The organism is Parabacteroides sp. APC149_11_2_Y6 (genome assembly GCF_054506995.1).
In genome coordinates, this window is the sequence record NZ_CP173709.1 from 1,770,399 (window position 1) to 1,786,035 (window position 15,637).

Genomic DNA, 15,637 nt, shown 5'->3' on the forward strand with positions numbered 1-15,637 from the left:
ATGAATATAGCCGATTATGTTCAGACGTAACAGATCTGCCGGATGCAATCCTGTTGGTCCGTGTTGTATTTCCCTGGCTCAGGAAAGGGGAGAAAGCGGCTTACGGTCCGTTTTTTCAGCGATCTGTCAGCAAGAATCCCGGGAAGTACGCCGGAGAGTATTTCCGGTGGCAATTTGGAAAAATCTTCCGGCTGTATATCTTTGGAGAGTACTTCGGAAAGCCGCCTGGAAAGCTCTGCTGTCTGTACCTCAGACAGTCGAAGGTTGCAATCCGGATGTTCCCGGCAAACAACGGGGGATACAGAAACAATTCGCCAAGCTATTTTACTAAAAGAGATGTTAACCTCTTTCTCGGGAAGGGTAAAGAGAATCTGCCCGTTGGTATCTTCCAGCAAAAACGTCTTTGATTCGTCTGTACTTTCTTGACGAGGCACGAGCAAAAATTCCCAACGGTAAGCCGCCTCCCGGAACCGGAGCAGGTATTCCGGCGGTCTTCCGCTTTTTGCCTCTTTCAGCATATTGTCTGTCAACTTGATACTGATGTGGCAAAAATGAGATTCCCTCTTTGGCTCTTTTGTTGGCACAAGGGCAGAAGCGACATCTATCTCCCGGCTATTTTCGGGCAATGCCAACTGGTAAAACGATTGCGGACGATAATCTTGCAATTGTGTTATACGTATAAAATTGGTATCCTGCATCAGCAAAACCAATTCGAATTCATCACCTTTCAGAAACCCGGCACAATCGTTTGACAACAGCCATTGGCAACCATCTCTGGTTTGCCGGAACAATATTTCTCGGCTACGCATCAACTGTTCGGTTTTTATTGTGGGCAAAAAGCGTAGGTTTCCTGTCATGTTGGCATAGTAGGGGTGTACTGTCTTTATGTTAATGAATACGATGAACTGTCCCATATCTTTTTCATTTTATAGTTTTATATCCGGTTGTTTCATTGTTGCCCCGCTGCCGGTTATTTCTTCCGCATCTATCACCAGCCGGCGCAGTTTGCACACTACCGAAGGATAATACTGCCCGCCCAGCATCGTCCAGATGTTATTCAGGTCCTGCGATGATAGTGTTACAATTTCCACCGTGTATGCCATTCCATCCACTTCGAATATCGGTACGGACTGGATGAATTTCAGCGTATCGGAAAGGATATCGAGTGATTCGGCATACCGCTTCTCATCATATACGGCGGCAAGCATCAGGTTCAGATTCAGCAACAAAGGGGGAGCCTGCCGGATGTAACCTTCTGTCGTGCGTTGCATCGGGGAGGAGATGCCTCCTGCCGTTTCTCGTTCGATGTTGATAAGCGAAACAATCAGTTTACAAGGCTTTTCGTCTGTACTGTTGCCGATGACCCCTATTTCCGCCAGACCTTCGGGCTGGTGATGCAACCGGGATAGGTATTCGTCCAACCGGGAGGCATAATATGACAGTATTTTCTTTATCATAAACAATTACTATTTATGTATTTTACGATTCCTTCTGTGATAATATCGGTTACACACTGCTTGCCTTTTTCCGAGAGCAGGAACTTCACATCTTCCTCATTATCCTGAAAGAAGTTTTCTATCAGCACAGTTGGGCAATTGGTGTCTCGGCAGATGCAAAGGTTGCTGGTCCAGTAAAGTGTATCGGTACAGGGTTGACGCACCTTTATTTTTTTGCTTTTGGCTACTTCAGTCAGAGCCATGGCAAGCTGTTTGCTTTTTTGTGAAGCGTTTTCACTGACAAATACGCTCCACCCATTTGCATCCATCCATTTCGCTCCGCTACCCATAGCGTTGCAATGGATGGATACCAATATAGCTTGTCTTCCGGTTTCGATGTATATTTTATTTGCCCGGACTACACGAACTGACAGCGGTATATCCGTTTCTTCGGGAACGATGCGAAGGGCGTCAATGCCTGAGAATTTTAATTTATCCACTACACGGTTGGCTATTTCGCGGGTGTAGGCATACTCTTTAAGGCGTCCGTCGGGGGAACGCTTACCCGGAGTTTCCACTCCGTGACCGTTGTCTATTAATATTTTCATGGCATTTGAATTTTAAATTTTTCAGTTCAACAAGGTCTCTCTCTGCAGTCATTGGCCTCTTATTACTTTTCGTGTGCCACCGCTTCCTGCGAGAGAAGCAGTCGCTACCTTTATAGGTTACTCACTCCGGGCTTACGCATTCAGTGCCCGGCGGTGGCAACATTTTTTATAGTACTACTCGCTGGATATCAATAATATGTGCATCGCCTTCGGGTGTTACATGTATTTTCAAGATAGCTGGGAACTGATGCTCGCCTTGAACGGCAGGATGGCCATAGCAGAAGAAGCGGCAGTTTATTCCGCACACAATCTGTTTGGAAACTTTTACAGGGTCGTATTTTACGCCAACAAGTCCTTCCATAGCCTTATTGAATACAAGTTTGTCTTCAGCGGTCACTTCCTCGAAGGGAGACCAGGCTCCCGGAGTTGAGAGTTGATTGTCTGTAGCGGGCTCTACGTTAAAAGGTAATACCTCTTCAAAGATGACAGTTTCCATTTCGAAACTACGGAAATGTGCAAACTGTATTTCTGCCTTACCCGGACGCAGACACTGGAACGTGAAACGCTGGATTTCAGGAGTGCCGCATTTTCCTGGTTCCAATTGGATTACTTCACTGTCCAGCAAAGCAACTTCACCTGTCAAACGGACGAGTGCATAACGATAACCGGTACCACCCATAGTGATACGTTCGGCTGTGAAAATTTCACCTACTTTCATAATCTTGCATTTTTTAGATATTAAATTCAGTAAGGTTCTAAGAACCGGAATATCCGGTTTTGATTCAGAGGAAGTTTTCGGAATATCACTTTCGGAAACTGATAGGGTGTAATCTATATTTACTTCTGGTTCCCTTATAAAGAACAGTATGAGCAGGGATGAGGAACCATATCTGATTAGCGGAACCTATGCATAATCTACTGATTTCTTAATCGAGTTTAGTTATTTTGTCAAATGACAATGTCGTAAAATTTATTACTCCGGATATTGTGTACACGGCCTCTTTTTTACAGTCTCTTTTGTATTGGAACCATATATTGCCATGATCGTCACTTCCTGCAACCACATTTGCATAGGCATTAACCCAGGCAAGATCTGGAATATCCAATTCATCCAGATTAAGTCCTTTGTGGAAGCCGACTGTAATATTACCCGTTGATCCTATTCTTGTCGGATTGTCGTTCTTCTCCTTTTTATAATAGCATTCTAAAGAACAAACTGTACCTGATTGATTGTATAGTTTCAGGTGATCTACAAAATCTTCTCCATATTGGTCACTAATTGAGGAATATGATATTTTAGTCTTAAATGCTGTCCCTGTTACCTTGAACAAGGCTTTAGAACCATAGCCTTTTTCATAGATAAGCCATACATCTCCAGAGCTGTCTTTCCCTGCTCTCACGTTTGCATAAGCGGTAACCCAAACTCCATTTGGAATGTTCAGATCATCCAAATTCAAGGTTTTACTTTGTCCTACCGGAAATCTTCCGGTAGCTCCAATTCTTTTAGGAGCATCGTCCTCATTTACTTTGTAATAGCACTCTAAACTACATACTGTTCCAGATGCATTGTTTAGTTCAATTTTACTGATTTTGCTTTTCTGATAAGTTGCCATACTAATAAAGTTTTTTAGTGTTATAATATTAAATCCTTAATGGATACTTTATATAATAAGGAAGAAAGACTTGAAAATAAGAAAGTCATAAACTTGATTTACCCTATATTGCTTATTGTTATAGGCGAAAATACGGAAAGGAATTGAAAGAGCAAGATTTTCAAGGGATATTGTTAGGTCATATCGTCACCAATTTCGGTCATATCGTCACTGGAGTTGGGAATCAATGCTTTACAGGGCGTGTCGATATTCGTTCGGAGTCATTTTATATTTGTTTTTAAAAGTCCGGTTGAAGGTGGAAACGCTGATTCCGCACTGTTCCGCTACAATGGCTATGTTGTATTCGGGATGTTCTTTCAGTAATTCGACGGCATATTCCAGGCGTTTATTGCTGATGTACTCTGTTGAATCGGTGTCTGCATTCTGTTTCAGGATTCGTATTATCCGGTTTTTACCGACCCCGATACATTTCATTAACCCTTCGCGTGAGAAATCCTGTTGAGTAAACAGCTTTTCGGTCGTGACGATACGGTCGAGTTTGCGGAACAGGGCGGTATTTTCTTCCATTTCTTTATCGGAAATAAAGGGAGTGCTTTCTACTTGGGGTTCCTCTTCCTGCTCAGATTCCTGTCCTGCGTCATCTTGTTCATCCATAGCCGGTGTACTTGCCAAGGATGGTCTGGATAACCGGGCGTTCTCCGCTTTCAGGGTAGCCAGTTCTTCTTCCGTTTTGTATAGATTATCGCGGTATGCAAGCAGCTTCTGTATGGTGGCGGACATGCCAACATTTTTTTCGCGGATAGTGCGGGTATACTGTATATTCCTGACAAACAATACCAGCAGAATCATAAGGACTATTCCAGAAGAGAATAGCATCACATTACGCATCTTTACCCGCTCTGTCTGTTCATGTAATTCCGCTTCCCGTTCGTGTGTTTCATATACCGTGGCAAGTTCGATGGCGGAACTTTTCTGTTCCCGTACTTTCAGGCTGTCCGTCAGGATAGCGAGTGCGTCATAGTATTGCGACGCCAGCTTGTACTGCCCTTTGCCCTCATATGCTTTGGCAAGCGAGCGTTTTACCGCCATCATGTGGTAATTGATAGTATCATTGTTTGCATATAGGAAGGCTTCGCGTGGCGTGTACATTTCAATCACCTTATCGTACCGTTTTCTGTCCATCAGATAGGGGATAATCAGATAATCATCTTTTGTGTAGGCCTTTCCGATGGCTTCCCATGCCTGGTATGCTTCGTCCGCCTCCTTTATCCGTCCCAACCTGGACAGGACGACTGCTTGGTGCGCATGCATTGTTTTTATCTCTTTTTCTGTCAGATTCCCGATACCAGGTTCTTCATCGGTAGCCTCGGTTACCACTTTCTCCAGTTCTTGAAGCGTTTGAAGGGCATCTTCATAGCGTTTGTCCCGTTGCTGCATGATAAGCAGCGAATTGTAATTATACCGCAGGTTGTCGTATTTGTATTTGTAGTTTGTTTGCTTCATGAGAGAAATAGCTTCCTTTATCATCTGGTAGCCCCGTGGCTTATCTTCCTGGTAATAGACCATTTTCCCCATGTTAAAAAGAGCAATGGATTTCATTTCCATATTGCCGCACTGTTCCGCTTTCTGTAACAATAACCGTACGTAATTGGCTTTCCTGGTTTCGTCGTGCAGGCAGTCGTAGCAGGAAATCATGCGGTGTACCTGTTCCATATATTCCTTGTCATTGTTCCGTACGGAATCGCTTTCCAGCACCCGTTTATAAAATTTCAGTGCTTGCAGATACCGGCCCGTATTAAAGTATAAATCGCCTTCGGTCAGATCCATTCGGAATTGTGAATAGGTATTTCGTTTGCGTAGTTCCTTCATGATTTGTGTAGCTTTGTCAAAATCCGAAAAGGTATATTCATAGACATAATCATCAGTCAGCAGGCTGTCCGGTAAAGAGTTGTTTGCTGCATGTACATGTGTAATGTTAAGGCAGGCTGTTACAATTAACCACGTAAATATAAGTATAAGGTTGTTCATATCTTTTTTATTCCTTCAGTTTCTATTTACAAACGAATAAGCATTTACAAAAATAATATAAAATTATCCGTACGGTAACCATTTCCTGAAAATCTTTTTATTTTCTTGGAGAGGGTCTTGTTTCCGTATTTATGAGCTTTTATTTTAAGATATATCTTGCCAAAAGAGGTATGAGAGATATAGCAATAATTACCCGCGCAGACTGTTTTCACAATCTGCGCAGTTCTTTTCCACTACCCGGAACATCTTTTCTATTAGGTTCCGGGTAGTGGAAAAGAACTGCGCAGGTAGATTTGGAAGGGTGGAAACGAACTGTTTCTTGCGCGGAGTTGTTGTATTTTTACTCTAAAAAAGTACAACATGAAGGAATCTGATTTTTATCAATTAATGTATGAGCAGGAAATATGCAAACGTAAATCGGGTGCGGAAAGCACAGCCGATTTATACCGCGTAGTACGTAACCGGCTTAAATGTTATTGCCGGGGAAAGCCATTGACACTCCGGGGTGTGACAGCACTACTCGTTTCCGGATTCAGAAACTCTTTGGAAATGGACAGGCTCTGTACGAATACTGTGAATAGTTATATCAGTAATCTCAGGGCGATGTATAACCGTGCAGTAATGCAAACCGGCTTGAGGCGGAAGGAAAGCCCGTTTAAAGGTGTGCGGCTCAAGTATGAAGAGACGGCGAAACGTTCCATCCCTTTAGCCGCAGTGGAGCAGATTGCAGAATTGGACCTTTCGGGACATCCGCATTTGCAGGTTGCCGCCGATATGGCCTTGTTCAGTTTTATGGCATGCGGCATGCCTTTTGCCGATTTGGTAAGGCTGACAGGGAAGAACATCAGCAAGAATGGAAAATATGTTATTTACCGTCGTAAAAAAACAAATGCATTCATACAGGTAGAGATGAACCGGGGGATGAAGCAGATTGTGTCCCGTTACAGGAAAGCCGGTTCAAGCCTGCTTTTTCCGGTACTGCCAAAAGATGCGAAGCATGAAGAATATAAAGCACTTTTATCTTTATACAACCGGCATTTGAAAAAGATTGGGAATATACTTGGCATATCCGAACCATTGACTTCGTATGTTTTCCGGCATAGTTGGGCATCGGCGGCATACCGGTGTAATGTTCGCATAGGAATTATCAGCCAGGCTTTGGGACATGGTACGGAACAGATGACACGCAATTATCTTTCACTGCTTGACCCGGAAGAAATAGTCTCGGCAAACCACCGTGTTGTTGGAAAAGTAGAAACATTTGTCAGGGGAAGGAAAGAATACCCTTATTTATAAAATAAGGTGAGGGGAGGGAAGTTAGTCATTATAATGAAATGTCTTGCTTTTCAAAGCGCGTAATGGTGCAAAGGTAAGTAATAAAAAATTAATAGTAGATACTATTTAGATAATATTTCTAAGGCTAAAGGGCTTTGGTTGTTTTTGTATACTCTTATTTGGACTAAATTAAAGGTTAAACTTATTTTTTTACAGAAAAATAATAAATCTCCTTATTTTGGGATATAGTGATTTTAGAATGTCCCGTATTTAACACTCTTTTGTAACCTATTCTCTTTACTTATCCTTAAAAGGAATATCCGAAAACTTTTAAAAATTAAGCAAAAACAGCTTGTTGCAGGGCTTCACCTCCCTCACCTTATTTTATAAATAAGGTGAGGGGGAAAGGACGTAGTACTTATTAATCTTTGAAAGAAGCAGTTAAAACGAATAAGTTTAATCATGGTAAAGAAAAGGCAATTATGGCTTACAGCATTGTTTATCCTCTCTGTAGGAATACTATCAGCACAAGAAGCAATAAAAAGTTATTGGGTTTTCCATTTTGTTCCCCAAAAGGATATGTTTTATGTACCCTATAAAGGGAATGAAGCCGAGTTGAGAGACTTGCTGGATGTATTAACTGCGAATATGGAACATTTGCGTACCGGTGAAATGTATATTCACGTAAGCAGCTATGCGGTATCCGGCAGTGTGGAAATGTCTGCGAGGCATATGGCTTACCTGCGTGCCAGCCGGGTGAAATCCGCATTGATAACGAAAGGCGGGATAACAGAAGGAATGTTTGTTTCCGACCGCTTGTTCTCTCATGCCTGTGGAAGAGATAGTATATATAATAATGTAGTAGTCGTCTCTTTTCCTGCAAGTGTGGAAAAAGTGGAACAGTTAGCCGGCACAGCGGCTGCCGCTAAAGTCCGCATTTACAAGCAGGGAATAGACGAAAAAAGGAAATTGGCGGAGGTGGAAAAACGGGATGCGGAAGAAAAGGAACGCATTATCACACGGCCTAAGGCAATTGGACAGGAGCCGCAGGAAACAAAAAATAAACAAGAAGTAACTGTAGTTACTCCGGAAATGCCGGAACCTGGAATTTATACAACCGGTTATCAGGTAGCCTTGCGGACAAACTTGCTGCGTTGGGCAACGCTTACTCCCGACCTGGGAGTGGAATGGCGTATCAACCGGTATGTGGGTATCCTCGTGAATGGCTCGTGGACATCGTGGAGTTGGGATGACAAGAACCGCCGGTATGCCCTGTGGAAGGTATCGCCCGAAGTACGCTATTATATAGGTAAGGAGAAACGGGGGTATCTGGGGGCAATGTACCATATAGGTAATTTAAATTACAAGCTCGGCGGCACAGGCAAACAGGGCGATTATCAGGGCGGTGGTATCACAGGCGGCTATCTGCTGGAACTGAACCGGGCACTGTCGTTGGATTTCCATGCAGGTATCGGCTATACCCGTGCTGAATATGACAAATACCGGGTGACAGAGGGTGTCCGGGTACGGCAAGGCAATGAAACAAAGAATTACTGGGGTATCAACCAACTGGGTGTGACATTGGTATGGAAGCCTTTTTAATGAAGAATGCAAAAAGAAGAAGCATGAAAAAAACAATCATTCATAAAAGAGCCCGGGGCCTCCGGGAAATAAAAATGTCCGGTATGTACAGGGTGCTGGTTGTTGTTGCCATAACCTACTCATTCGGCGGTTGTGTGAAAGATGGCCTTTCTAACACCCCGCACCCCGGCAAGGGTGCAGTGGAAGTAACTACCGACTGGACGGGACGCTCGTCGGACGCCGTGCTGCCGGACAGCTATGTCCTGCGTATCGGCGCACAAGAGCAGACCGTCAGCGGGGAAACGAACGCTTTCGATGCCTTGTTCCCTCCCGGCAAGCAAGACTTGCTGGTGTATCACCGGACAGATGGGATTACCATTGACGGGGATGTAGCCACGGTGGACACACGGACGGACGGCACGCTGGAACCGTTGCCGGGCTATCTGTTCGCGGCAGCCGAAACGCCGGTAGTCGTGCAGGACGATACGGTAAAAGTAACTGTTCCCATGCAGCAATATACCCGCACGTTGACACTGGTACTGGCACTGGAACCCGGTGACGAAACCCGTATCGAAGGAACAACCGCCACCCTGACGGGCATCGCACCTTCCATCGACCTTGTCCGCGGGACGCTGGTGGCAACCGGAGGAAAAACAGTGGCTCCCGTTTTTGCCATCGGGACAGATGCCGGAAGGACACGTGCCGCCGGACAGCCGGTACTGGCTGCCACGGTGCGGATGCTGGGGACGGCGGGTGGAGAAAGGCAAGTACTGACATTCGTCATTACACGGACGGACGGCTATGTGCAGACCTTCACAAGCGACCTGACCGACGCCCTGAAGAATTTTAACGGAACGGACGTGGAACCGCTGGAACTGGATGCCACGTTGGAACTGCCCAAAGAGGCAGGCATGAGCGGAGCGATCAGCGGATGGAACGTGGTGGACAACGGGGAGATTAAGGTCGATTGAAATTAAAAACCAAAAAGGGCAAGAGAATATGAAGGAAAGGAAATTTAGTATGGGCATATTACCGTGTGTGCTGCATGGCATGGCCCTCTGTGCCGCCGTCTCCCTATTGACGGGATGCACCGGGGAAGAGGACGGGACAATGCCGGGAAAGGACGGGCGCGTAGCCCTCGAGGTGAGCAGCGGGATAGATGTACAGACCCGTGCGCATGACGAAACATGGGAGACGGGCGATGCCATCGGCATCTATATGCTGGACGGCGAAACCGTGGAAGCCGGCAACCGGGAGTACACCACGGCCTCGACAGGTAAAAGGGGGGATTTTGCCGCTGCTGCCGGACAAACCGTTTATTTCCCGGTGGACGGTTCGGCGCGGGATTTCATCAGCTATTACCCCTACCGCACGCTGCCGGAGAGCAACCTCTATACGGTGGATGTGGGCAGGCAGTCGGTACAGAAGGACATCGACCTGATGGGGAGCGGCAAGGCAACGGGCAAGACGAAGGACAATCCGGGCGTGCAGTTTGAGTTCCGGCACAAGTTGGTGAAACTGTACCTGGTTATCAAGCCGGACGGCACATCGCTATCTGCCGGTGATATGGAAGGGCTGGGGGTTTCCATTACCAACCAGAAAACCCAAGCGACATATGATGTAGTGAAAGGCGGTGACGTCGCCGTCGGCACGGAAGGCAATGCCGCCACGACCATCGAACTGCTGACAGATGCCAAAGGAACAAAATCCGAAGGTATCGTACTGCCCAACAGCAGCACCGGAAACATGCTATTCGGTTTTCACCTGAAAAACGGCACCTCTTTTACATGGGCGATCAACAAAGCCGCCCAATCACAGCAATTTACTGCAGGCAACAAATATGTGTACGCCATCACCATCGGCAAGACTGCCGTGGAAGTCACTTCCAGCGTGACGGACTGGACACCGGGCAACGGCGGTGGTGAAACGGGCAATGCCGAATAGTCCGGTCGAGCGGGAGCAGTCTCGATAAATGAGAGCCAAAACGTATGTATTGTAATATAAACAAAAAATTAAAAATGAAAGCGAAATTATTTATGACAATGGCAGCCGCCACGATGATACTGGCAGGTTGCAGCAACGACGGGAACGAACCGGCGGACAACCGGAACGGGGAGATATGCCTCACGAGCGGGGTGACGGCACAGACACGCGCCAACACGCAGGCGGAGCAGATACAGAGCGGTGAAACGGTTTACGTATGGGCGGACAAGACCCCTTCTACGCCGGATTATATAGAGGCATGGACGCTTGTGGCCGGCGGTGATGGCAACTTGACAGGCAGCTCCCAATATTATCCCACCGACGGCGGTACACTGGATTTTTATGCCCTGCACGGGAATTTTAAAGAGGCTGCATTTACGGAAAATACCACCCTGTTCCCTACATCTATCATACATTCGGTAGAAGCCGACCAGTCAAATACGGATATGTATGCCAAGTCCGACCTGCTCTATGCCGTCCGGACGGGTGTAACCCGTAGCAGCAGTGCGGTGCCGTTGGACTTCTACCACATGCTTTCTAAAGTAGAGGTGGCACTGAAATCGGGCAACGGTGGCCCGGACCTGAGGGGTGCTACCGTGAAGATTGTAGGGACAAAGTTGAAAGCGGACTTCACACCGGACAAAAGCGCAACTATGACCGACCAACCGGCTCGTGCAAGTATGATAGCTCTCACGGCAGCAAGCAATGCTGCTACTCCAATTACCATTCGCACGGTAACAACAGACAATCTCGACGCTAACACCGACTATGGTGAAGCGGTTATCCTTCCGAAGCAGACCATAAGCCAGAATACCCCATTTATCCAAGTGACACTTGCCGACAATGCCGTATTCAGCTACAAGATTCCCGATGTCGGTGGTCTGTCCCTTGAAAGCGGAAAGAAATATACCTATAAGATTACGGTGAACCAAAGCGGGCTGAGTGTTACTTCAAAGATAGAGGACTGGACATCCGAAGTAAAGACCGGCGATGCCGAAATGGATTAGGGTACAGCCATAAGGCGGGTACGAAAATCAGCCATCCCGTATAAAAGCGTAAGGTACGGAGGATGCAACCCATAGAGGTGGTAACCGGCAGCTTCGCCGCTGCCGATGGCACACAGTGATAATAAAAGGAAAAATGATACGATGAACAAATCAAATCCACTTAGAAATTTAGCGGTGGCCGGCTTCGTCTGCCTGCTCGCCGCCTCGTGCAGCGACTTGACCGATGACGACGGCACCACGTTGCCGGACGGTAAATACCCCATGACGTTTACCGCCAGCGTGGACGGGCTGACCGCCACCCGCGCCACCACGGACAACAGCAGCCAATGGGCAGGCGGCGAAGAAGTAAACATACAAGTAGGCAGCGATTCTAAAACCTATACCGCTGCCAGTAACGGCACCTTGACCTGCGCAGACGGTTTTTATTGGCAGGACAAAAACAGTGTAAACGTCGCCGCCTGGTATCCGATGAATTTCAGTCTTACAAATATTGCCGACCAGAGCCAAAGTGATAATTATGCAAAGCTGGATTTCCTGTATTCTCCTCAAAAAGAGGTTCCCTTCAATACCACCGCCACCCTGAACTTCGGGCATCGTATGGCAAAAGTCACCGCCACCCTGCAAGCAGGCGGTGGACTGACGAGCAGCGACTTGAACGGTGCTGCCGTAAAATTCTACGGCTACACCACTGCCACAGTGGACTGTGCTGCCGGTACTATCACTAAGCCCAGTAATAACAGCTGGATAACGGCTTACCAATCCGGCAGCAGTTATTCCGCCCTTTTGATACCTCAATCCCCTTTCCCCGGCGGAGAGAAATTTATCAGCGTCACCATAGGCAGCAATACCTATTATTATACTCCACAAAGCGGTGATGCAGATACCGAAGCCGGAAAAGCATATAATTACACCATCACGGTGCACAAAAGCGGAATACTTGTCTCTGCCGACGGCTGGCAAAGCATGGGCGAGGTGACGGGTACGAATGATACAAATCCTTCTTATACCATCACCGTTGTAACTGAAAACCTGACGGATGTTGCCATTACGAATACAACGCAAGAAAAGGTTACAGAAAGCAGCCGGTCCTTCCAATATGCGTTTAATGCCACCGAGAACCCTGTCCTCACCTTTAAGACCGGTAGCGGTTATGAAGTGACTGGTGTTCAGATGGAGGGAATCGTAAAGAACAATTTTGAGTGTATCTGTGAGAACGATACATATACATATCGATATACCTTGTCCGATGTTCATTCTGATGTGCGAATTGATGTAGCTACCGTATTATATAACCGGCCAGCAGCTCCGCAAGTAGGCGATTTCCTTTATGAGGACGGGACATTCTCACATGAGACATTGTACCTGAAGACATGTGCCGGTGTATTTTATAGTCAATACAATGCTGTGGCACTTCATAATGCAGGAAGAGTCTATTGGAGAAGCGGATATACTAATAGTGAAATGAATAACAAAATCAATGCATATCAGCCTAAAGTGAAAAACAAGAATTGGTATTTACCGGATAGAGGTACATGTCACGATCTTTCCAACGCCAACAGTCCAGACGGTAAGGTTGCCGCTGCAATAGCAAAAGCCGGTGGAACTTCTCTGGGTAAGGTTTGGACAAGTGATAATACTGGTGCCGGTTATCAGTCTTGGGTTGATCTTTCAACGGGAGAAGGAGACAATTCTAATGACGCGACTCTTGATGTTCGCGCTTTTTTGCACTACTAAAGAAAATACGACAATGAAATCAGTACATTACATATATAGCATTCTATTTCTGTTTCTTCTGACTGCTTGTTCGGAAGAAGAAACTGCCCCCATGATGCAGCAGGCAGGTACGTTCAGTATCGAAGTGTCCGACGGTGGTTTCCTTTCCGTAGAACCCGGAACTGCAACCCGTGCGGTCGAGAACGGTTATCAAACCGTGTTTACCAACGGTGACAAGTTGGGACTGATAGTGACTGGCAGTAGCGGCGAGTTAGTGATAGACAATAAACCCTTCACCTTCGACGGCGGCAAATGGACGGATGCAGCCGGTAATTTGGATATAACTTATGATGCAAGTTATAACTACCTTGTTTACTATCCATACAGCGAAACGATGAATGGCAAAAAGACGGCGGATGAAATAAAGGCCGTTTTCGTCCCCAAGGCCGACCAACGTAATTATGCCGATTATACCGCATCCGATTTAATGATTGGCAGTGGTACATTCAACCAAGCCCATAATGTTTTAAAAGTTACCTTGCGACACGTCATGACTTTGCTGGCGCTTGCACCTCAAAACACGTTTGAGGTTAATGGACAGACGTATTTATGGGTTTCGGAGCACGCCTCCACCGGAAGTTTCACCATTGACGACAAAGTGTACGTTCCCTGGCAGAGCGACACCAAAGAGATGCGCCTGTTGCTTCCCGAGTCTGTGTTATCAGCCAATAAGTCTGTCCGTTATTACTATTTGTATAATGATGACAAAAAAGCAGGTTCGGCAAATGTGAAAGCCGGTCAGGAAGGAAAGTATCAGCGGGTTGTTCCCGAAGCCATTGCATATACACTTGCCCCCGGTGCGGTTTATTACGCTGACGGAACGACTTTGCCTTATGCTGCCGGATATGCGGAAAGTTCTCCTGTCGGTATTGTGTATTGGGCAGGTAGTGAGGCCTACAATGACGACCCTTTGCTGAAGGAGAAACATCCCGGTTGTAATCATGGTTTGGCGGTAGCCCTGCATGATGCCGGTAACGGTACAATGTATTGGAGTACCGATTACGAAACGATCACAACCTATTGGGTAAATAAAGACGGTAATCCTTATAAAGATAAAGTCAATTTGCAGGCAAGCGACAAATGGTGTGGCTATTCCAATACGCTTGCCTTGACGGATTATAATGCCGGAATGTATGGCTCCAGGGTAAGTACAAGTAATAGCTATCGTGTTTTACCCATCGATGCCCTTCAGGAGTATGCTGCTGCCCATCCTGCTCCGGCAAATAGTAGCGGTTGGTACTGGCCTTCTGTCAATGAGTTGAAATACGTGTGTTGGGGGCAAGGCAGTGATGACCGAAGTACAGCAGGAAAAGACATGCTGAATGCCCAGCTTGCAAAAGTCGGTGGGACCATTTTCGGCGACGACTTCTACTGGTCGAGTACGGAGAAGGACATCTTTTGGTCGGCGTGGGGCGTGTCCTTCGGCGGCGGCTACAGCGGCAGCGGCGATAAGGACAGTGCCTATCGTGTCCGTCCCCTTTTTGCTTTTTAGGTGTGCGTAACTACATTAGAGATGGAAGTAGATCTTCCGCTATCTGCTTGCGGTGGGTGGAAACATGGTTGGTAACAAAACCAATGCGCCACCTGCCGACCCTGCCTGTGAGGAGCTTGGGGTGAAAGTTCCCGGGCTTACTCGATACGAACGAAAAGCATTGAAAACAAGAGCGTTCTTTGAAAGATTGTGTTGGAGATAAAGGAAGATTTGAAGGGAAAAGCCTACCTTTGCCGATGTTTAAACGAAAGGAGACGAAATGGCAAAGATAACAGTACTGGCTACTGACATTCACGTAGTGTCTATCAACAACGAAGATTATATCTGTATCACTGATATGCTGAAAGCCAAAGACGGTGATTTCTTCATATCCGATTGGTTGAGAAACCGGAATACACTCGAATATCTCGGTGTCTGGGAGCGTTTGTATAATCCGGATTTTAATTATGGCGAATTCGCCACAATTAGAAATCAGTTAGGATTAAACAGTTTCAAAATCAGTGTGAAAGAATATGTGGAGAAAACCCATGCCATCGATATTCAGGCAAAAACCGGACGTTATGGCGGCACTTATGCGCACAAGGACATTGCATTTGAATTCGCGCTGATATGAAAACGAATAAGGCTGAAATATATAAAAATGTGTTCCGGCTGTTCTTACAGGACAATTACGAGAAGGTGGCGGTGGTGAAACTGGAAAAAGCTATCGGATTATCGTGAAGCCTGCCGAATGGTTCTTCACGGTCGTTCTATACAACTTTAACACCGTGCCCGAACAACGAATAGCGAGACAATATCAAGATGCTGAAAGGAGTGTTTCATGATAAAAGTAATCACGTAA

At 46.3% G+C, this 15,637-nt stretch carries 14 protein-coding genes and 1 pseudogene; 9 read left to right on the plus strand and 6 right to left on the minus strand.

Annotated elements, in window-relative coordinates; translation table 11 throughout:
• Positions 1-20 precede the first annotated feature (20 nt).
• The 6 genes from ACGE0T_RS07060 to ACGE0T_RS07085 form a co-directional block, all read right to left on the minus strand.
• A complete protein-coding gene (locus ACGE0T_RS07060) occupies positions 21-914 on the minus strand; it encodes a hypothetical protein (RefSeq protein WP_459189826.1) in 894 nt (297 codons plus the stop codon).
• A gap of 12 nt (positions 915-926) precedes the next feature.
• Positions 927-1,457 carry a Pvc16 family protein gene (locus ACGE0T_RS07065; protein ID WP_459189827.1) on the minus strand — a complete coding sequence of 177 codons (531 nt, stop codon included), beginning with the start codon at positions 1,455-1,457 and terminating at the stop codon, positions 927-929.
• Positions 1,454-2,044, minus strand: a complete 591-nt coding sequence (locus ACGE0T_RS07070; RefSeq protein ID WP_459189828.1) for an N-acetylmuramoyl-L-alanine amidase — start codon at positions 2,042-2,044, stop codon at positions 1,454-1,456. Before ACGE0T_RS07070 ends, ACGE0T_RS07065 begins: the two co-directional genes overlap by 4 nt.
• Before the next feature lie 166 nt (positions 2,045-2,210).
• Complete coding sequence (locus tag ACGE0T_RS07075) at positions 2,211-2,762, minus strand: protease inhibitor I42 family protein (RefSeq protein WP_459189829.1); 552 nt, start codon at positions 2,760-2,762, stop codon at positions 2,211-2,213.
• A 208-nt stretch (positions 2,763-2,970) separates the two neighbouring features.
• Positions 2,971-3,657, minus strand: coding sequence for a hypothetical protein (locus ACGE0T_RS07080; RefSeq protein ID WP_459189830.1), 687 nt, complete (start codon positions 3,655-3,657; stop codon positions 2,971-2,973).
• 231 nt (positions 3,658-3,888) lie between these two features.
• The gene (locus tag ACGE0T_RS07085; protein WP_459189831.1) at positions 3,889-5,685 is read right to left on the minus strand and encodes a helix-turn-helix domain-containing protein; all 1,797 of its coding nucleotides are present in this window, start codon (positions 5,683-5,685) and stop codon (positions 3,889-3,891) included.
• Positions 5,686-6,045: 360 nt separating this feature from the next.
• On the opposite strand from ACGE0T_RS07085, the gene ACGE0T_RS07090 reads away from it, so the two are divergent.
• The 9 genes and pseudogenes from ACGE0T_RS07090 to ACGE0T_RS07130 all read left to right on the plus strand — a co-directional run bounded on the left by ACGE0T_RS07090 (position 6,046) and on the right by ACGE0T_RS07130 (position 15,620).
• A complete protein-coding gene (locus ACGE0T_RS07090) occupies positions 6,046-6,981 on the plus strand; it encodes a site-specific integrase (protein ID WP_459189832.1) in 936 nt (311 codons plus the stop codon).
• 441 nt (positions 6,982-7,422) lie between these two features.
• A complete protein-coding gene (locus tag ACGE0T_RS07095) occupies positions 7,423-8,562 on the plus strand; it encodes a DUF3575 domain-containing protein (RefSeq protein ID WP_459189833.1) in 1,140 nt (379 codons plus the stop codon).
• A 23-nt stretch (positions 8,563-8,585) separates the two neighbouring features.
• Positions 8,586-9,512: a FimB/Mfa2 family fimbrial subunit gene (locus ACGE0T_RS07100; protein WP_459189834.1), complete on the plus strand. Its 927-nt coding sequence runs from the start codon at positions 8,586-8,588 to the stop codon at positions 9,510-9,512.
• 28 nt (positions 9,513-9,540) lie between these two features.
• Positions 9,541-10,485 (plus strand): fimbrillin family protein, encoded by a 945-nt coding sequence (locus ACGE0T_RS07105; protein ID WP_459189835.1) that lies wholly within the window; start codon positions 9,541-9,543, stop codon positions 10,483-10,485.
• A 74-nt stretch (positions 10,486-10,559) separates the two neighbouring features.
• A complete protein-coding gene (locus ACGE0T_RS07110) occupies positions 10,560-11,531 on the plus strand; it encodes a fimbrillin family protein (RefSeq protein ID WP_459189836.1) in 972 nt (323 codons plus the stop codon).
• Between the two features lie 141 nt (positions 11,532-11,672).
• Positions 11,673-13,265, plus strand: a complete 1,593-nt coding sequence (locus tag ACGE0T_RS07115) for a fimbrillin family protein (protein WP_459189837.1) — start codon at positions 11,673-11,675, stop codon at positions 13,263-13,265.
• A gap of 13 nt (positions 13,266-13,278) precedes the next feature.
• Entirely contained in the window at positions 13,279-14,796 is a 1,518-nt protein-coding gene (locus ACGE0T_RS07120; RefSeq protein ID WP_459189838.1) for a fimbrillin family protein, read from the plus strand.
• Positions 14,797-15,055: 259 nt separating this feature from the next.
• Positions 15,056-15,403 (plus strand): annotated as a pseudogene (locus ACGE0T_RS07125) (KilA-N domain-containing protein); the annotation flags it as partial.
• 109 nt (positions 15,404-15,512) lie between these two features.
• Positions 15,513-15,620, plus strand: coding sequence for a DUF6688 family protein (locus ACGE0T_RS07130; protein ID WP_459189839.1), 108 nt, complete (start codon positions 15,513-15,515; stop codon positions 15,618-15,620).
• The last annotated feature ends 17 nt before the right edge of the window (positions 15,621-15,637 follow it).